The organism is Acinetobacter pengchengensis (assembly GCF_982235305.1).
On record NZ_CEVATJ010000001.1, the window covers coordinates 2122679 to 2140803 of the forward strand.

Here is an 18125-nt window from a genome sequence, read left to right on the forward strand (position 1 = left end):
GGTTTTTTAACTATAAATTAGTTTGCGCTTATAGTAATCGAAAGATTACTCGTCGTCACCTTTTTTACCACCAGACTGGAATTTAGCAATGATACCCTCTGCCACGTTACGTGGAGTTTCAGCATATTTAGCAAATTCCATAGAATAAGTCGCACGACCTTGAGACATAGAACGCATGTGAGTTGCGTAACCAAACATTTCTGCAAGAGGAACTTCAGCACGAATTGCTTTAGTACCACCAGGTAAGTCGTCCATGCCTTGAACTATACCACGACGACGGTTTAAGTCACCCATGATATCGCCCATGTAGTCTTCTGGAGTTTCTACTTCAACTTTCATGATTGGCTCAAGAAGAACAGGATCTGCTTTCATGAAACCGTCACGGAACGCGTAAGAACCTGCCATTTTGAACGATAGTTCGTCAGAGTCGACATCGTGGTAAGAACCGTCGAATAATGTCGCTTTAATGCCCACAACTGGGTAACCAGCCAAGACACCATTCTTCATACGTTCTTGGATACCTTTGTCTACTGCACCGAAGAACTCTTTAGGTACTACACCACCTACAACTTCTTCAGCGAATTCGTATTCTTTACCAGATTCAGGATCAAGCGGCTCTAAACGTACGTATACGTGACCGAATTTACCCTTACCACCAGTTTGACGTACGAACTTACCTTCTTGCTCAACAGTCTTTTTGATTGTTTCGCGGTAAGCAACCATTGGTTTACCAATGTTCGCTTCAACGTTGAATTCACGTTTCATACGGTCAACGATGATGTCAAGGTGAAGTTCACCCATACCAGCGATGATTGTTTGACCTGACTCTTCGTCTGTACGAACGCGGAATGATGGGTCTTCTTTCGCCAAGCGACCTAAAGCAATTGACATTTTTTCTTGGTCAGCTTTCGTTTTTGGCTCAACAGCCAATGCAATTACTGGCTCTGGGAATTCCATACGCTCTAGTGTAATGATGTTTTTCTCATCACACAGTGTATCACCTGTAGTTACGTCTTTGAGACCTACACATGCAGCGATATCACCCGCACGGATTTCTTCAACGTCTTGACGATCGTTCGCGTGCATTTGCACGATACGACCGATACGCTCACGTTTAGATTTAACTGGGTTATAAACAGAATCACCTTGCTTAAGAACACCAGAGTAAACACGAACGAACGTTAAGTTACCTACGAATTTGTCGTTCATGATTTTGAACGCAAGTGCAGAGAACGGAGCTTCGTCAGATGCTTCACGAATCGCTTTAGTTTCAGCTTTGTCGTCAAGAACACCTTCAATTGCTTTCACTTCTGTAGGTGATGGCAAGAATTCAATTACTGCGTCCAACATACGTTGAACACCTTTGTTTTTGAATGCTGTACCACAAAGCATTGGTTGAATTTGACAAGCCAAAGTTTGAATACGTAGACCAGCAACGATATCTTCTTTAGATAGTTCGCCTTCTTCTAGGTATTTATCCATGAGCTCTTCAGAAGCTTCAGCAGCAGCTTCAACCATGTTTGTACGCCATTCTTCAGCAGTCGCTTGAAGATCAGCTGGAATCTCACCGTACTCAAACTTCATACCTTGTGACGCTTCATCCCAAATGATCGCTTTCATTTCGATCAAGTCGATTACGCCTTGGAAGTTTTCTTCAGCACCAATAGGAATGACTACAGGTACTGGAGACGCGCCTAAACGTGTCTTCATTTGCTCAACAACACGGAAGAAGTTTGCACCTGTACGGTCCATCTTGTTCACGAATGCTAAACGAGGTACTTGGTATTTGTTTGCTTGACGCCATACAGTTTCAGACTGAGGTTGTACACCACCTACAGCACAGTAAACCATACATGCACCATCAAGAACACGCATAGAACGCTCAACTTCAATAGTGAAGTCAACGTGTCCCGGTGTATCAATTACGTTAATACGGTGTTCAGGGAATTGCTTAGACATACCTGACCAGAAGGTAGTAGTAGCAGCAGAAGTAATGGTAATACCACGCTCTTGCTCTTGCTCCATCCAGTCCATTGTTGCTGCACCATCGTGTACTTCACCAATTTTGTGAGATACACCTGTGTAGAACAAAATACGTTCTGTAGTGGTGGTTTTACCCGCATCAATATGCGCAGAGATACCAATGTTACGATAACGAGAAATTGGGGTTTGACGTGCCATGATTTCTAGCATTCCTAAATTTTGTTGTTTAAAACAGGACGCTTTAAGCTGCCTAGCAACTTAAAGCGATTTGATGACAATTCAGTGACAACCGATTCATCACCCTCCTGATTAGGGCCTGTTTTAGTCGCTTAGAAGCGGTAGTGAGAGAATGCTTTGTTGGCTTCAGCCATACGATGCACGTCATCACGTTTTTTAACCGCTGCGCCTTTACCTTCAGATGCATCAAGCAACTCACCAGCAAGACGTAAAGCCATAGTTTTTTCAGAACGCTTAGCAGCAGCATCTACCAACCAACGCATCGCTAAAGCAGTACGACGGGATGGGCGTACTTCCATAGGAACTTGATAAGTAGCACCACCAACACGGCGTGCTTTTACTTCGACCATTGGACGAACTTTTTCAAGCGTAGCTTCAAAAAATTCAACTGGGTCTACTTTAGATTTTTCTTGAACGCGGTCTAAAGCACCGTAAACGATACTTTCAGCAATAGATTTTTTACCATCTTGCATTACGTGGTTCATGAATTTAGCGATTGTTTGGCTGCTGAATTTAGGATCCGGAAGGATTTCACGAGCAGCGACTACGCGACGTCTTGGCATTTTAAACTACCTATAAATATGACACTTCAGGGTGATCCAGCCGTAGCACAAAGTGTCGTGTGCATTTCGCTGGCCTTACTACACGTCGCTTGAATTTCACAAAATTAAATGCAGAAATCAGACAAGCGAGACGATAAAGGATTGCAGTTCTACGAACTAAGAGCTTAATCTTTAAAAGATTATTTCTTAGGACGTTTAGCACCGTATTTAGAACGCGACTGGTTACGATCTTTCACGCCAGCACAGTCTAAAGAACCACGAACGGTATGGTAACGTACACCTGGTAAGTCTTTAACACGACCACCACGGATAAGAACAACGCTGTGCTCTTGTAGGTTGTGACCTTCACCACCGATGTAGCTAGAAACTTCAAAACCTGAAGTTAAGCGCACACGGCAAACTTTACGCATTGCTGAGTTAGGTTTTTTAGGTGTAGTTGTGTAAACACGTGTACAAACACCACGACGTTGTGGACAAGCCTTCAACGCAGGAACTTTTGATTTTTCAACCAAAGTCGTACGACCCTTACGGATCAACTGATTTGTTGTTGCCATGTGGCAATTCTCCCGTTATTAAAAAGCCCCAAAACATACTACTTTTTGAGGGCATGCAATTGTAAGCGAAGATAGAATAATGGTCAATATTGCATAGGCAGTTAAAACACCAACCCAATTTCTACTTATCACTTGTTTTTATTCAGCTTTTGGCTTGCGAGTACTTGTACGAGTTCTCGGTTTTTTTGTAACCTGCCTTGCAGTTTCTTTGCTTGATGTTACTGAATTATCTGAAACAGTTTCAGCCATTTGGGTTGAATCTTTCACAGGCTCCAAAGCATCTTCTAGCATATATTCATCAATTTCATCAGCAGGTACAGCTGGTTTTTGCGGTGCAACTTCAGCATGTGGCTCTAGCATTTGATCTGCCAGTTCTACTAAACCTTGCTGAATATTTTCATCTCGCTGTGCTGCCGTTGTTTCCACTTTGTCCGATTTTTTCTGCACTTTTACCGTTCGAATACTTTCATGGTCTGATAAGGTTTGCACTAGAGCATCTGACGGTGCAGATTCCGCGCGCTCTTGCCCCTCTACCAAAGCATCTTGCGCATGTTTGGCTTCATTGCCCTTCAATTGTTCCAAGAGTTTAGGCGCAGCCTGTGCCAGTAATTCTAATGATTTTTCATAAGCATGAATGGCAGATAAATTGCTGTCTTTATGCTGAATTAAATAGCTGCGAGCATTTGAAAACACTTGCTGTGCCTTTTGATGCACATCCTCAACTAATTTCCAGCTATATACTGCACTCACCGATGCGGTTGCTACAGGCGTGAGTTTATTCAACATGGAAAACTTAGGTACATGGTTCAACCAAGACCATTTGACTTGACCTTGCTCATTCAAGAAGTATTTCTTTAATGCCTCATAATCATTGCTTGAACCGAGCATATTCTGTAGTTGATGCACATCATGAGTTTGCAGCATATTGGATAAGGTTTTTAACCCCATCAACACTGCTTGCTTTTCTGCAATGACACCTAAATCAATTTGTTTAAAAATAAACTGAACAATTTCTTGCTCGGTATCTTTATTCAGTTCAAAACCGTAGGCACGCCCCACCTGATAAATGGTACGCAAAGACATCACAATAGATGCAGGCACATCAATGGTTGAGCCAATCACTCCCGTTGCACCTGTTAATGCGCCTTGCAGTGATGCAATCCATTTATTTTGTTCTGCGAGTGCCTGACTAATTCGTTTAGAACGATCCACATCTTGAGTCAATTCTTCTAAATCACGTACACCAGCCTGATCAAGCACATCATCAACTGAGCTAATATTGGAAGTAAAACTATTCAACTGATCAAATAAATAATCTGAAATTTTATCGGAAAAATCGGGCGACACAAAACTTGCCACCTGATTGACGCGGTTATAGTGACGACCTAAAAGCTGACGTGAAACTTGTGGCACGTGCTGTCTGAGCATGTGTTGAGGATTATCATATTGACGTGCTTGAAAAGCACTAAAACTACGCGCCTGACCTTCAATAATTTGCCCTGATTTTGCACTGTGCTCATCCTTTGCTACAGCAACCGGTGCAACTTGCTGCAATACATGGATGCCTGTACTACTGAGCTTTTTAGCCACCCCAATCGCATTCGAGAAGAATCCGCTTGATTGTTTATTGTTGGAATCTGACATTCTTACTCCTCATTTTTAATTTCTATGATTTATAGGTAAATACTAGGTGTAGTCTAAGTTTATCTCAATATGATTGTGTATCTTTTGGTTGGCTTCCTGCATCTCATTCGCCGCTTCACTGCAGTTTGATCTTCCTTGCAAAGTGGCATCATATTTGCCATAAGAATTCAAAATTCTTTCTGCTATTATGAACGCAATTGTAAGACATGAGTCATACCGTATCAGCGATTGCTTGGCAATTACGGTGTTCGGCTCGACATTATCACCATAAAAGGGATCTGTAGATGAAACGTGTTGTAATCACCGGCATGGGCATTAACTCGTGCATTGGTAATACTTTAGAAGCTGTGACTCATTCTTTACAAAACGGTATTTCTGGGACACGTTCCAACCCAACTTATGCTGAACTTAATTTCAAAAGCCACGTAAGTGCAGCAGCTGAACAAAACTTTGACCACATTGACCGTAAATTAAAACGCTTTATGGGCGTGTGTGCGATGTACGCTTACAACGCTGCAGTAGATGCCATTGAACACGCGGGCTTAAAGCAAGAAGATTTAGCAGGCAACCCACGTTACGGTATCGCAGGTGGTTCAGGCGGTAACTCTACAGCATCTGTTGCAGAAATGATTGAGCTGCTTGAAGAAAAAGGTGCGCGTAAAATTGGTCCATTCTTCGTACCGCGCAACATGTCAAACACGATTACGGCAAACTTGGGCGTTGCATTCAAATTACAAGGTATTGCGCACTCAATTACCAGTGCATGCGCAACTTCTGCCGATGCAATTGGTTATGCCTACAACCTCATTCAATTGGGTAAACAAGATTTAATGCTAGCAGGTGGCGGTGAAGAAGATCACTGGTCACAAAGCTTATTGTTTGATGCGATGGGTGCATTGAGTTCTAAATACAACGACACTCCAGAAACAGCATCTCGTCCGTATTCTGCAGACCGTGACGGTTTCGTGATTGCTGGTGGTGGTGGTTTTGTGGTGCTTGAATCACTTGAACACGCTCAAGCACGTGGTGCAAACATTTTAGCTGAAGTGGTTGCGTATGCTGCAAACTCTGACGGTGCAGACATGGTTGCTCCAAGCGGCGAAGGTGCAACACGTTGTATCTTGATGGCTTTAGACGAAGCAAAACAACACGGTGTAGAAAAAATTGACTATGTGAACACACATGGTACTTCTACCCCTGCGGGTGATGTAACAGAATTAAAAGCGATGGAACGTGCGTTTGGCGAAGGTCAAGTTCCTGCACTTAGCTCTACGAAGTCAATGACAGGTCACAGCTTGGGCGCCGCTGGTGTTCAAGAAGCAATTTACTCTGTCTTGATGATGCAAAACGACTTTATTGCACCAAACATCAACGTTACTGAACTAGATGAAGGCGCAAAACCATTTGATATCGTACTTGAAAAACGTGACACAAAATTGAATACTGTGATGAGTAACAGTTTCGGTTTTGGCGGCGTAAATGCCTGCCTTATTTTCAAGAAGTGGGATGAATAATCTCCATAGGATGATCGATGGATGCACCTTCTGATGCTTTTTTATGGGTAAAAGCATTACATATTATTGCTGTGGTTTGTTGGTTCGCTGCATTGTTCTACCTACCACGTTTATATGTTTACCATGCCATGAGTGAAGATACGCTGAGCCATCAGCGTTTTGAAATCATGGAACGCAAGTTGTACCGAGGGATTATGTGGCCATCTATGATTGCCACCCTCATTACGGCACACTTTTTGGTAGATTGGGGTGATGCGACCCGGAATTACCACGATGCGTTATGGTTTTACCTGAAAGTGGGATTAGTCGGTTTATTGGTGATTTATCACTTGGTTTGTGGCTATTACCGCCAAAAACTAATTGGCAATGCACATTATAAATCACATAAGTTTTGGCGATTCTTCAATGAAATGCCAACAGTTTTGTTACTGGCAATTGTGATTTTAGTGGTGGTTAAGCCGCAATTCTAAGCGTTAAACCGCAACATCTAGATACGTCCAACTTAACTCAATTCCAATTGAGTTAGAAAAAACCTCAGCTCTATATGAACTGAGGTTTTTTTATTGACTCCAGCCTTATTTATTTTTGATAGATTGGATTGCGTGATAAGACTTAAACCCTAAGGCTTCTGCTTGTTTCTGCTGAGATTGAGGAATAGTCACGATGGCAATTCGTCCATCTGCCCCACCACAGACTTGTGCATACATTCTTCCATCTGAACCCACACGAGCCTGATATACCTGAATCTGTGCCTGCTGCAAACGTTGGCTAATCTCAGCAACAGTTAAACCAGAGTCAGGCTCACACTGACGATGTTGCAATGATGTGTACATTTCGACCTGTGCTGCGGACTGTGTAGGTGTGGGTATGCTATTTACACATGCCGTCAAGAACACTGAAACTGCTACAAAAGTCATCGATTGACTGCTTTGCTTCATCATAACTTCCCTCTCAATCTGGATATAAATATTGAAGCATGATCCTGCCTAAAACTCTGCGGTAAAAGTGCAAACAGATATAGCCCCCAATTAAGGTAATTTTTCGACTACCGACAAAATTTGCGCAAAACACTGAATTCTGTATTTTGGTGCAGCCAAATCTAGCTCCTGAGCCGAACCATAGCCATACTCGACTGCAACACAATCGATGCCATTGGCTCGCGCACCGAAAACATCGTGTTCACGATCTCCAATCATTAAACATTGTTCAGGTTGCAATTGTTCTTGCTGCAAAATATAGTGAATAAGGTCTGCTTTATGGGTACGCTCGCCATTCAGTTCACTACCATAGGGATATTCAAAATATTGCAATAAATCGAAGTGATCCAATATTTGGCGTGCATAAATTTCAGGCTTGGCTGTTGCTAAAAACAGTTTATAGCCTTGTTGTTTTAAAGCTGCCAAGGTTGCGGCAGCATCTTCAAAGACGTGATTTTCAAACAAGCCTGTTGCAGCAAAACGCTCTCGATAGCCTGCTAAGGCTTGCTCTGCCAATACGTCATGCACATCTACATTGAGTAATTTTGCCAAAGAGGCTTTTAAGGGAGGCCCAATAATCCAGTCAATATTTTCCATATCTGCAATAGGATGCCCAACTTTTGCCAAACCATAGCGTGCAGAAGCGGTAATGCCCTCTTTCGGGTCGGTCAACGTGCCATCCAAATCAATTAAAAGGGTGTTAATCACAATCCATGCCTATCAGTACAAATGACTATCGAGAGTTATTACAAAGTTGCCTATACTAACGTAAATATAAGCAATGAAGGATATGTGTGTGCGACCAACAGTACTTTGTTTTTCTGGTTTAGACCCTTCGGGTGGTGCTGGTTTACAGGCTGATATTGAAGCCGTTGGCAATAGCGGTGCACATGCAGCGATTGCCTGCACAGCACTGACTATTCAAAACTCTCAGCAAGTGTTTGGCTTTGAAGCCACCTCTAAAGAGTTGTTGTTGGCACAAGCCAATGCGGTGGTGAATGATTTGCCCATTAAAGTTGTAAAGTCCGGCATGTTGGGCACCACTGACAATATTGCAGCACTGGCAGATTTTTTACGTGCGCATCCTGATTATTTATATGTGCTTGACCCTGTTTTGGTTGCCAATAGTGGTGGTTCTTTAGGAGATCAAGCGACGTTGGTTCAGGCATTTGTCGAGTTAATTCCACTGGCGACGTTAATCACGCCAAATACTGTGGAATTACGCGCTTTAACGGGTGAAGATGATTTAGAGCGTGCAACGGCTAAATTATTTGCCATGGGGGCGCAGGCTGTTTTGGTCAAAGGTGGGCATGAAGATACCCCTGATCACATTCGTAATGCGCTGTATATGAACAATGAAATGGTTTCCGAAACCCGCTGTCCACGTCTTGAAGGTGAATATCACGGTTCAGGCTGTTCTTTGGCGAGTTTTATTGCAGGTCGCTTGGCATTAGGAGATCAACTGAAACAAGCGGTACAACATGCAGAAACTTGGCTGTTTGGTGTGCTTAAAATTGCGGAAACGCCTGTACCGAATGGACAGAAAATTCCGAAAAGGTTTTAGTATTTAACGTTCAACTCTTTCATACCCTGATCACACTGTATCAGGGTTTTTTATTGCAACTTTTTTAATGTTCGTGCCGTTGTTTTAAATTTTCGACATGCTGACGATGGGTTTTCCAAGACTTATCGAGTAGTTCTTTTTCAATTCTTAGTTGAATGCGTTTCAGTTTCATCGGTGAAATAACTTCATGCCGAAAACCTTTGACATGCTCAACCCATGCACTACCTTTAAAAACATTGTTGGGCAAATGGGTCTTAAACTCACAGTCTGGCATAAATACAATCACAGAATGCAGATATTCAGGCTCGATAATATCGCTTAATACTGATTCCAAAACTTTTATATGCTTATAGTTCTGATAGACAGGATTCTGAAATTTATAGGTCTTTTTATAAATTTTTTGTGTCCATACTTTTTGGCGTTCTCCACCAAAAATCCAACCTTTATAGTTTTTTGTTTCAATCACAAAAATTCCAAAAGGACTCAATAAAATATGATCTATTTGAGTTGTTCCTGTGGACTCATCAGGCAGAGTTACATCATTCAACAAGATATAATGTTCATCTAGATACAACTTCACATGCGCACTTACTGCGAGTTCTCCTGCCTTTCCCTTAAGAAACGGTTTGAAAATTTTGATCAGTCCTACCCCTGCAACCAGCAGAATAAGCCACCAAAACTGCCACAATAATGTTTTTAACATTTCCCCTGCTCTTCTTTATTATGATCAAAATTGTTGTTGAATCGCAGTAATTTAAACTTTTGAATTTGAAGATTCTAATCTTAACAAAATCGCTTTATTATCCAACCCGCCTGCAAAGCCTACTAGCTTTCCACTTGCACCCACCACACGATGACACGGTACAATAATCGAAATTGGATTTTTACCATTTGCCGCCCCTACAGCACGCATCGCATTCACACTACCGACCTGTTCGGCAATTTGCTTATAACTGCGAGTTTCCCCAAAAGGAATGCTTAATAATGCCTGCCAAACTTTCTTCTGAAATTCAGTGCCTTCAAAATCAAGAGGCACATCAAATTGCTGACGCTGACCTGCAAAATACTCTTGGAGTTGCTGCTGAGTTTTGAGCAAAATTGGATGATCATCTTGTCGAACTAAACTGGCTAAACGTACCCGTTTATGATCTTCGTTATCCCACATTACCGCAACCAATGCGTGATCGTGAGCCACCAATTTAAGCACGCTTACAGGAGTGTCCATTTCAGTAAATGCCAATTGCATTATTTTTCTCCTCAAGCAGGTAGGGTATCAGCTCACCCTGTTTTAACTCGAACCGATCTGTGATTGCACGCACATACCAAACAACCACATTCCCAATTATGTAGATGAAATTTTCATCAACACCAGACCGGAAATAATCAGAACTGCAGCCAACATACGCATAGCACTGGCAGGTTCGCCTAACACAAAAATACCCACTAAAAATGAACCGACTGCGCCAATACCTGTCCAAATCGTATAAGCCGTGCCCAATGGTAAAGTACGCATCGCATAGGCCAAAAGCGCAAAACTTAAAATCATAAAAAAGAGCGTCACAATGCTAGGCGTTAATTTACTAAAGCCGTCAGACAACTTCATGGAATATGCCCAAACCACTTCAAAAATACCCGCCAATATCAACATCAACCAGGCCATAACGCCCTCCTTCAATATCATGAAATCAGGCCGCCCTGATGATTTTTCTTGTCGAGTGTCAGTCACTTTGCCTATTTCCCAAAACCCAAACAAGGGAGGTCGTTCCTCCTGTTGAAATTTAAGCCACCGTGCAGCGATGACCCCTCTATTTTAAACTTAAAATTTTGCGCGCATCATTCAACTCAAACATGGCCACAATTAAGCGAATAATCAGGTCTGGATAATTCGAGCATGTGAGCATCACCAAACCGCCCGCGATAATCACACCTAAATTAACAATTACATCATTGGCGGAAAAAATATAACTGGCCTGCATGTGGGTTCCGCCATCCTTATGCCCTGAAATCAGCCATAAACAGGTGACGTTTGCCAGCAATGCTACAGCGCCAATACCCATCATCAATATGGATTCAGGCTCACTGCCCAAGAAGAAACGGCGCAGAACATCAAAAATAACCAGTGCAGCCAAACCCAGTTGTACCCAACCAGACAAATGCGCAGCTTTGAGCTGTTTCTTGGCGGATTGACCCACAACAAATAAAGCCAAACCATACACAGCAGCATCAGCAAACATATCTAAGGAGTCAGCAATTAACCCAGTCGAAGATGCAATTAAACCTGCGATTAATTCCACTAAAAACATAGCAGCATTAATGCCAAGCAAGGCATACAGCACTTTTTGTTGTGCAGCACTGTTAGATACAGGTAGTTCAGTTTGTGTATTGGCTTCAGTCTGTTGCAACACAGCACCCAAACCCAATGCCCATAATTTATAGCTAATTTCTGTGACATATTGGTTGCTGTGGTAAACGATTAACAGTCGCGCAGGCAAATCAAAAGATAAGGCTGCAATATTATTATAGTCTGCTAAAGCAATCCGTACCATTTGTTCATCTGCACCACCATTCATTTTATATGGTATGCACTTACGCACGGACTCAAAAGTTATGAATATAAGACTGTTGCTTTATCTGTTTGAGTAGTCATGGCAGATGTAACGCTATTTTGATCCGCACAGGATTTTTTTGTATCGTAAGACAGACCACAGCCAGCATTGTTTAGATTTTGGTTTTCTGAGTTTTTATCTTGATTCGATTAAGGATCTTGAGTTGATGAAGACATACGCCACACCCAAAAATACAATAGGCTCAGTATAAACCAAGCCTATGTATTTAGGGACAATCTATTCTATTTAGAAGTTGCAGCGATAATTGTCGTAATCATTAAAACCTGAGACGCAAGCCTATCGCATATAAGCCGCTCTGCTCGGAATCAGCTGCTGACTGCCAAGCAGTTTGTTGATTGCCTTTCGTATATTCATAACCTGCACTGATATACGGCATGATGTTCTTGCTGATTTCATAACGCATTGCCACACCCACAGCCGCACGGTTGAGTCCTGTTTTTTTCGCATATTTGGCATCATCCTGCAGAATAACATCTACATCTAAATAAGGTTGTGCAATCAATTTCTGAGTCAATAACAGATCCCGTGTGGTTTCCAAACTCAAAGCCGCATATTGATCCTCACCCAAATAAAAATAAGCATCGGTTTCAAAAAAATATGGAGCTAAACCATGTAAGCCAAACACAGCGTCAAACTTATCTTCTCGGTCTATTTGATGCTCTTGCTGATTCACTTCATGGCGATAACGCACACCTGCTTGCACATCCCAAAAATCCGAAATCACACGACTGTATAACAACTTGACATCATATTCAGTTGCTTGTGATTCGTGTTTATCGCTATGAATTTTCAAAAACAACTTGTTTTCATCGGTTCCAATACGAGTTTGTAATTTAGATTTGAGCACTCCCTCGGCATGATCATTCACTTGCCATTGCGTATCTAAAGTGCTCACCGCATATACTTGCGCGCCATGTTCTTTACGATGATCGTGTGACTGCGACTCTTGCAAGAGCGAAGCAAATTGATGCGATTGATGCGATTGATGCGATTGATGCGATTGATGCGATTGATGCGATTGATGCGATTGATGCGATTGATGCGATTGATGCGATTGATGCGATTGAGTATTTACCTTAGCTGCGATTGCTGCAACCTTTGCGGAACTGCCATGTGCGCTATGCGCCTCTGTTGCTGCCAACCCAACTGAGCTGATGCAGCAGACAAAAATACTCAAAACTGTTTTCGCAAAAAGATTAGTGTTGTGCATGTGCTGCTCCTTTTTGCGCTGTCGCTGAAGAGGTTTGAGTCGCCTGAATTGCTGTGGTAGAAAGCGGTTCATTATCGCTGACCTGTGCCACAATCAATTTGTTCATCATTCCTGCACTCATGTGATAGAGCAAATGACAATGTATGGCCCATTCACCTAATTCATCTGCAGTAAGCAGTGCTGTTACAGTTTTACCTGGCGGCACAATTAAGGTGTGTTTATTCGGCATTTCTGCTGCCGTTTGACCATTTTCCAACTGCATAAACATGCCATGTAAATGCATCGGATGCGCCATCATACTGTCATTGATAAATTTGATCCGAATACGTTCACCATATTTCACCTTGAGCGGTGTGGCGTCACTAAATTTCTTGCCGTTGATTGTCCAGATATAACGCTCCATCGTACCACCTAAACGCACGACCAATTCACTGCTAGGTTTACGTGTGTCTGGTTGTAGCTGCAGCGATTTCAAATCTTCATAGTTCAAGGCCTTATGCCCCGCAGGTGTAGAAGCATTTGTCCATCCATATACCACCGCATTTTTGTGTTCTACTGAAGGCATGCCATATTGTGTATGCGTATTTTCAGACATTGTTGCATGGTTCATCTTGGAATGATCTATTACCGCATGATTCATCTTGGAATGATCCATTTCTGACATCGCTACATGGTTCATCTTGGAATGATCCATTTCCGACATCGCTGCATGATTCATCTTGGAATGATCCATCTCCGACATTGCTGCATGATTCATCTTGGAATGATCCATTTCATGCATCGTTGCATGGTTCATTTTGGAATGATCCATTTCCGACATCGCTACATGATTCATTTTGGAGTGATCCATTTCTGACATCTTTGCATGATTCATCTTGGAATGGTCCATCTCAGACATCGCTGCATGATTCATTTTGGAATGATCATCTGCATGTTCTGTGGCATGCCCCATATCTTGCATGGTGAGTAAAGCACGCGGACGCGCTGCGGGCAGCTGTAGATTTGATGATGCAGAATGAAGTTCATTCTGCAAACTACCCACAGCAAAACCTGAGCGGTCTATCGATTCTGCTTCAATTTGATAGTGCGCTGCTTGAGGTTCAACAATCACATCGTAGGTTTCTGCAGTTCCGATACGAAACTCATCTACAGTGACAGGTTTGACTGGCTGACCATCTGCACTGACCACTGTCATTTTTAAGTTTGGAATCCGCACATCATAAAATGACATCGCAGAGGCGTTGATAAAACGTAAACGTACTTTTTCATTTGGCTTGAATGCACCTGTCCAATTCTGTTCAGGTGTCTTGCCATTCATTAAAAAAGTATAGCCTGTGACATCGGAAAGGTCAGTTTTCAGCATGCGCATCTGATTCCACATTTTACGGTCTGACCATGTGGCTTTTAGTCCATCACGCTGTATTTGACGCCAAACATCACCTAACGTTTCACGCTGATTTTGATAAAACTCGGCTGAAATTTTTAAATCTTTCTGAATTTGATTGCTAGATTTTTCATGAAAATCTGACAGCAGCACCACATAATCACGATCGGTGTATTCATGTGTGTTTACAGCTGGCTTGGCTTTAGGATGAATCACCAATGAACCGTATAGGCCATCTTGTTCCTGACCTTTGGAATGTGCGTGATACCAATAGGTGCCACTTTGGCGCACTTTAAACCGATACACAAAATGCCCTTGTGGCTTAATCCCTTGAAAACCATTAAATCCAGGCACACCATCCATCAAACCCGGCAGCAATAAACCATGCCAATGAATAGATGAATCCTGATTTTTCAATTGATTATTAACGTGAATTACCGCCTCATCACCCTCTTCAAATTCGAGTGCAGGCGCAGGAAACTGCCCATTGACCGTAATGCGTTGAACAGGTTTTCCCGTGATATTGACTGTTTGTTCTGCAATGGTCAGGTGATATACCTTGACCGCGGCAAACGCAGAACTCGAATACAATGCACAGACTGTTAAAAACAGCGTAGGCTGATAAAATTTAGACATGACTTAATCCTTAAAATAAAACTTAAAAGTGTTTTGAATTTAGGATTAAGCTTTGGGTGGACGTAAAATTTGCTGCCAATGACCAAGTAAATGTTGAGCGTGATAAGCAGGCAATAGAATATTGACAGATGTGAGTGCTGCAGGTTGAGTCAGTTCAGGAACTTGCACATTCAACACACTGTTTAAGCTTTGACAATGCAACTGCACACAGTCCTGACAATTCATGTTGGCAGTAGAAAATTCAGCCGAGCCATAACAACCTGCCGCATTTAAATCGGTATCCGTTGCAGATGTGTGCTGACTGAGATGCTGTTGGCATTGGAATCATGCCCAGATAAATGCTGCTTGGTTTCAGGATGCATTTGCAAAGCTGTCGTATGACAATCTACTAAAGATGTCACTATAGGCACTGCGGTTGCAGAATGTAGAAGCTCAGACCCTGCTGCATGATTTGACATCATCCAATTGTGTGCAGGTTTTACCGCAGCACTGACAATACCACTCCACCCCATGACAAATGCCATCAGGACAACAAACCACATTTGTTTGTAGGGTTGAGTCAGCACTAAATGAATTCCTGAGTATGAAAGATGTAAACCTGAAATTGCGCAAGAATTGAACATTTTTGCCAAGCGCAATCCACAATCTACAACTCGCTCAATATAATTCAAGCCCCACTTATACACAATAACTTTTGCATTGAAAAACTGAGTGAATCGGTGCGATTAAAAAGCCAACTAAAACAATCAAGTTATATATTAAGCAACTTATTTTTATGACTACCTGAGCAAATACCAAACAAATTCAGTGTATTTAAAATATACAAAAAGGATTCTATTGAATCCTTTTTATACTTATTTTGTATAAGTCACAAACAATTGATGTACCAATGTTTATAAATTAATCGGCTTATCCATAGTGTTATCAACATAGATATCCATACAGTTATCTACAAAGTTATCCACAGCTTAAGACCTTGTGATTGTAGAAACTTATACTTCGACTGCGCCAACTTTTGCCAATTCAGCGCGCATGTCATCAATCACTGTTTTATAGTCTGGCTTGCCAAAAATTGCTGAACCTGCAACAAACATATCTGCACCCGCTTCTGCAATTTCACGAATATTGGCAGGTCCTACACCGCCATCAACTTCTAAACGAATATCACGACCTGAAGCATCAATGATTTGACGTGCCTGACGTAATTTCTCTAAAGTCATTGGAATGAATTTTTGCCCACCAAAACCCGGGTTCACACTCATAAGTAAAATCTGATCGACTTTATCAAGTACATAATCTAAATAATGTAGCGGTGTAGCAGGGTTAAATACCAAACCCGCTTTTGCTCCACCCGATTTAATCAGTTGCAATGAACGGTCAATATGCTCTGAAGCTTCAGGATGGAACGTGATAATGTCTGCACCCGCTTCAAGAAAATCACCAATCATCCGGTCTACAGGTTTTACCATTAAATGCACATCAATTGGTGCAGTAATACCATAGTTTTTCAATGCCTTACACACACCTGCGCCGAAAGTTAAATTCGGCACATAGTGATTATCCATTACATCAAAATGCACCACATCGGCACCTGCCTGAAGTACATTTTCCACTTCTTCGCCTAGACGAGCAAAATCTGCAGATAAAATAGACGGCGCAATTAAATAAGGCTTGGACATGGGAGAACCTGGCTGAATATTGGGATTGAGGCGCATTATAGCAAACACTGCTTGGTGTTGTGGATTCTGTTACGATTGGATCATTCAGTTCGATTCTTCAGTTACATCATCCAATTTGATAATTCTATTTCCGCAACGCTCCGTTGCAGGATTCCACTTTTCTTTCAGTCTGACTTTGTTATGGTAAAGGTCTTTACTCATATAAACAAAATGCTGGTTTCAACAGATGATGAATAGTACTGCCCATATTCAAACAACACAAGCAAGTCGCATTGCCAAGCGGCTACTCAACCACTGGAAACATAAATTTAACGTTGTAGAAAATGCAAGCCAATACCAAATTATGATGCCAAGCGCCACAATTCTGCTCACGCCTCAAACACATAAGCTTGTGGTTGAAATTCAAGCCAAAGATGCTGAAACAGATTTAAGTTACCTCGAACAAGTCGTGCTTGACCATTTAAATCGTATGGGACAAACAGAATTGAGCGCGGTTTGGCAACAACACTAACTGATTGATGTTAAGGCGCTAAACGCTGCGTCTGCTCAAAATCCTTGACTGCTTGAATACGTTTTTGTGTTGCAGGATGGCTTTGCAAAAAATCCAAAGGACTTTTGCCGATGTCTTCTCCTGTATCTTGTGCCAAACGCTCCAAAAAATGAGCAAAATGAATGGTTGGAATGCCCTGAGCGTGCATGGTATTTAGAGCATAATGATCTGCTTCAGATTCAAAATTACGTGAATAACTTGCCCCCACGAGCGCCACAGGCAAGGTCGAAACTAAATCTGTACCATCTCCTGTAATCGCAAGCAAAATAATACTAAACCCTAAGCTCGATAAAGCTTGTTGCAAGCTGTGTCTTTCTGCCAAATGCCCTTGTTCATGCGCCAACACACCAAAAATTTCCTGATCATTCTGCGCCAATTCCACCAATTCATCGGTCAAAATAATGGTGTTATTCGGAATTGCCAAAGCATTCGCTCCTAAGCGATTACCTTGTCGAAACAGCACTTTAGCAGGTGTATCTCCTGCAATGAGCTTGCGATAATCTTTCAGAATTTTCTGCTGACGCGCTGTAGGTAATTGACTAGGAGCTGTCATATCTAAAATATAACGCTCTGCTTCATCACCAATTTGATTCAAGGTGTTCGCAGGCAATTGAAAGGCAACGTATTTGGATGCACTCGGAATGCCCCATTGTACGGTGGCAAATACCATCAACATCACAAAAAACAGACTAAATACAATCAAGCTTGGCGTACGTTCCAATTTCCAGATGGAATGCTGCAGCTGTTTATTTCGTAGTTGAAACCAGTCAGGCAACGCTTGAGAAAACTCAATACGTGCATCGTCTTTAAGTTCAATGACAGGCTGAATTTTACCCAGTGCGCCCACCAACATCATGTCTTGATAATGATAGCGCCGTTGTTGTTGTAAGTTCTCACCATAACAAATGAGTACCGACTGAGCATCAATAGGCGAGATTTTGGCTGGCCATGGTTTAGATACCACGCCATCATAAAACACCACATCCACGACCTGTTCAGCCAT

Annotated in this window: 19 protein-coding genes and 1 pseudogene; 4 read left to right on the top strand and 16 right to left on the bottom strand. The window is 42.1% G+C overall.

The window, feature by feature from the left end:
• Positions 1-45: 45 nt before the first annotated feature.
• The 4 genes from fusA to AC0T5Z_RS10325 form a co-directional block, all read right to left on the bottom strand.
• Positions 46-2181: an elongation factor G gene (gene fusA / locus AC0T5Z_RS10310; protein WP_291340734.1), complete on the bottom strand. Its 2136-nt coding sequence runs from the start codon at positions 2179-2181 to the stop codon at positions 46-48.
• 131 nt (positions 2182-2312) lie between these two features.
• Positions 2313-2783, bottom strand: coding sequence for a 30S ribosomal protein S7 (rpsG, locus tag AC0T5Z_RS10315; protein WP_262450776.1), 471 nt, complete (start codon positions 2781-2783; stop codon positions 2313-2315).
• A 179-nt stretch (positions 2784-2962) separates the two neighbouring features.
• Entirely contained in the window at positions 2963-3337 is a 375-nt protein-coding gene (gene rpsL / locus AC0T5Z_RS10320; protein ID WP_000246374.1) for a 30S ribosomal protein S12, read from the bottom strand.
• Positions 3338-3475: 138 nt separating this feature from the next.
• Positions 3476-4981 (bottom strand): EcsC family protein, encoded by a 1506-nt coding sequence (locus AC0T5Z_RS10325; RefSeq protein WP_291341081.1) that lies wholly within the window; start codon positions 4979-4981, stop codon positions 3476-3478.
• A 284-nt stretch (positions 4982-5265) separates the two neighbouring features.
• Between AC0T5Z_RS10325 and AC0T5Z_RS10330 the strand changes: the two genes are divergently transcribed.
• A complete protein-coding gene (locus tag AC0T5Z_RS10330) occupies positions 5266-6495 on the top strand; it encodes a beta-ketoacyl synthase N-terminal-like domain-containing protein (RefSeq protein ID WP_291341082.1) in 1230 nt (409 codons plus the stop codon).
• A gap of 17 nt (positions 6496-6512) precedes the next feature.
• Complete coding sequence (hemJ, locus tag AC0T5Z_RS10335) at positions 6513-6965, top strand: protoporphyrinogen oxidase HemJ (protein WP_435337359.1); 453 nt, start codon at positions 6513-6515, stop codon at positions 6963-6965.
• A 105-nt stretch (positions 6966-7070) separates the two neighbouring features.
• Here hemJ and AC0T5Z_RS10340 read toward each other — a convergent pair whose 3' ends face one another.
• Positions 7071-7436: a hypothetical protein gene (locus AC0T5Z_RS10340; RefSeq protein WP_435337358.1), complete on the bottom strand. Its 366-nt coding sequence runs from the start codon at positions 7434-7436 to the stop codon at positions 7071-7073.
• A gap of 87 nt (positions 7437-7523) precedes the next feature.
• Positions 7524-8180 carry an HAD-IA family hydrolase gene (locus tag AC0T5Z_RS10345; protein ID WP_291341087.1) on the bottom strand — a complete coding sequence of 219 codons (657 nt, stop codon included), beginning with the start codon at positions 8178-8180 and terminating at the stop codon, positions 7524-7526.
• An 88-nt stretch (positions 8181-8268) separates the two neighbouring features.
• On the opposite strand from AC0T5Z_RS10345, the gene AC0T5Z_RS10350 reads away from it, so the two are divergent.
• Entirely contained in the window at positions 8269-9036 is a 768-nt protein-coding gene (locus AC0T5Z_RS10350) for a hydroxymethylpyrimidine/phosphomethylpyrimidine kinase (RefSeq protein ID WP_291341089.1), read from the top strand.
• A gap of 64 nt (positions 9037-9100) precedes the next feature.
• On the opposite strand, the gene AC0T5Z_RS10355 is transcribed toward AC0T5Z_RS10350, so the two are convergent.
• The 9 genes and pseudogenes from AC0T5Z_RS10355 to rpe form a co-directional block, all read right to left on the bottom strand.
• On the bottom strand, positions 9101-9739 hold the full coding sequence (locus tag AC0T5Z_RS10355; protein ID WP_435337357.1) for a nuclease-related domain-containing protein: 639 nt from the start codon (positions 9737-9739) through the stop codon (positions 9101-9103).
• A 51-nt stretch (positions 9740-9790) separates the two neighbouring features.
• Positions 9791-10282: a methylated-DNA--[protein]-cysteine S-methyltransferase gene (locus AC0T5Z_RS10360; protein WP_291341093.1), complete on the bottom strand. Its 492-nt coding sequence runs from the start codon at positions 10280-10282 to the stop codon at positions 9791-9793.
• 96 nt (positions 10283-10378) lie between these two features.
• Complete coding sequence (gene sugE, locus AC0T5Z_RS10365; protein ID WP_291341095.1) at positions 10379-10696, bottom strand: quaternary ammonium compound efflux SMR transporter SugE; 318 nt, start codon at positions 10694-10696, stop codon at positions 10379-10381.
• 145 nt (positions 10697-10841) lie between these two features.
• A pseudogene (locus tag AC0T5Z_RS10370) lies at positions 10842-11609 on the bottom strand (cation efflux transmembrane domain-containing protein); the annotation flags it as partial.
• A gap of 310 nt (positions 11610-11919) precedes the next feature.
• Entirely contained in the window at positions 11920-12873 is a 954-nt protein-coding gene (locus AC0T5Z_RS10375; RefSeq protein ID WP_473786282.1) for a copper resistance protein B, read from the bottom strand.
• Positions 12860-14893: a multicopper oxidase domain-containing protein gene (locus AC0T5Z_RS10380; RefSeq protein ID WP_435337355.1), complete on the bottom strand. Its 2034-nt coding sequence runs from the start codon at positions 14891-14893 to the stop codon at positions 12860-12862. The genes AC0T5Z_RS10375 and AC0T5Z_RS10380 overlap by 14 nt, the downstream gene beginning before the upstream one ends.
• Before the next feature lie 45 nt (positions 14894-14938).
• Positions 14939-15118, bottom strand: coding sequence for a hypothetical protein (locus tag AC0T5Z_RS10385; protein ID WP_435337354.1), 180 nt, complete (start codon positions 15116-15118; stop codon positions 14939-14941).
• 44 nt (positions 15119-15162) lie between these two features.
• Positions 15163-15459, bottom strand: a complete 297-nt coding sequence (locus AC0T5Z_RS10390) for a hypothetical protein (RefSeq protein WP_435337353.1) — start codon at positions 15457-15459, stop codon at positions 15163-15165.
• A gap of 426 nt (positions 15460-15885) precedes the next feature.
• Complete coding sequence (rpe, locus tag AC0T5Z_RS10395) at positions 15886-16572, bottom strand: ribulose-phosphate 3-epimerase (protein ID WP_291341103.1); 687 nt, start codon at positions 16570-16572, stop codon at positions 15886-15888.
• Between the two features lie 229 nt (positions 16573-16801).
• On the opposite strand from rpe, the gene AC0T5Z_RS10400 reads away from it, so the two are divergent.
• The gene (locus AC0T5Z_RS10400) at positions 16802-17083 is read left to right on the top strand and encodes a DUF2218 domain-containing protein (protein ID WP_435337360.1); all 282 of its coding nucleotides are present in this window, start codon (positions 16802-16804) and stop codon (positions 17081-17083) included.
• Between the two features lie 10 nt (positions 17084-17093).
• Here the strand turns inward: AC0T5Z_RS10400 and AC0T5Z_RS10405 are convergent, their stop codons facing one another.
• Entirely contained in the window at positions 17094-18125 is a 1032-nt protein-coding gene (locus AC0T5Z_RS10405) for a M48 family metallopeptidase (RefSeq protein ID WP_435337352.1), read from the bottom strand.

Coding starts and splice junctions, on each gene's coding strand:
- rpsL (WP_000246374.1), bottom strand. CDS start 3,337: ATGGCAACAACAAATCAGTTGATCCGTAAGGGTCGTACGACTTTGGTT.
- sugE (WP_291341095.1), bottom strand. CDS start 10,696: ATGGCCTGGTTGATGTTGATATTGGCGGGTATTTTTGAAGTGGTTTGG.
- AC0T5Z_RS10375 (WP_473786282.1), bottom strand. CDS start 12,873: ATGCACAACACTAATCTTTTTGCGAAAACAGTTTTGAGTATTTTTGTC.
- AC0T5Z_RS10355 (WP_435337357.1), bottom strand. CDS start 9,739: ATGTTAAAAACATTATTGTGGCAGTTTTGGTGGCTTATTCTGCTGGTT.
- AC0T5Z_RS10400 (WP_435337360.1), top strand. CDS start 16,802: ATGAATAGTACTGCCCATATTCAAACAACACAAGCAAGTCGCATTGCC.
- AC0T5Z_RS10360 (WP_291341093.1), bottom strand. CDS start 10,282: ATGCAATTGGCATTTACTGAAATGGACACTCCTGTAAGCGTGCTTAAA.
- AC0T5Z_RS10405 (WP_435337352.1), bottom strand. CDS start 18,125: ATGGCTGAACAGGTCGTGGATGTGGTGTTTTATGATGGCGTGGTATCT.
- rpe (WP_291341103.1), bottom strand. CDS start 16,572: ATGTCCAAGCCTTATTTAATTGCGCCGTCTATTTTATCTGCAGATTTT.
- rpsG (WP_262450776.1), bottom strand. CDS start 2,783: ATGCCAAGACGTCGCGTAGTCGCTGCTCGTGAAATCCTTCCGGATCCT.
- AC0T5Z_RS10330 (WP_291341082.1), top strand. CDS start 5,266: ATGAAACGTGTTGTAATCACCGGCATGGGCATTAACTCGTGCATTGGT.
- AC0T5Z_RS10380 (WP_435337355.1), bottom strand. CDS start 14,893: ATGTCTAAATTTTATCAGCCTACGCTGTTTTTAACAGTCTGTGCATTG.
- fusA (WP_291340734.1), bottom strand. CDS start 2,181: ATGGCACGTCAAACCCCAATTTCTCGTTATCGTAACATTGGTATCTCT.
- AC0T5Z_RS10385 (WP_435337354.1), bottom strand. CDS start 15,118: ATGAATTGTCAGGACTGTGTGCAGTTGCATTGTCAAAGCTTAAACAGT.
- hemJ (WP_435337359.1), top strand. CDS start 6,513: ATGGATGCACCTTCTGATGCTTTTTTATGGGTAAAAGCATTACATATT.
- AC0T5Z_RS10340 (WP_435337358.1), bottom strand. CDS start 7,436: ATGATGAAGCAAAGCAGTCAATCGATGACTTTTGTAGCAGTTTCAGTG.
- AC0T5Z_RS10325 (WP_291341081.1), bottom strand. CDS start 4,981: ATGTCAGATTCCAACAATAAACAATCAAGCGGATTCTTCTCGAATGCG.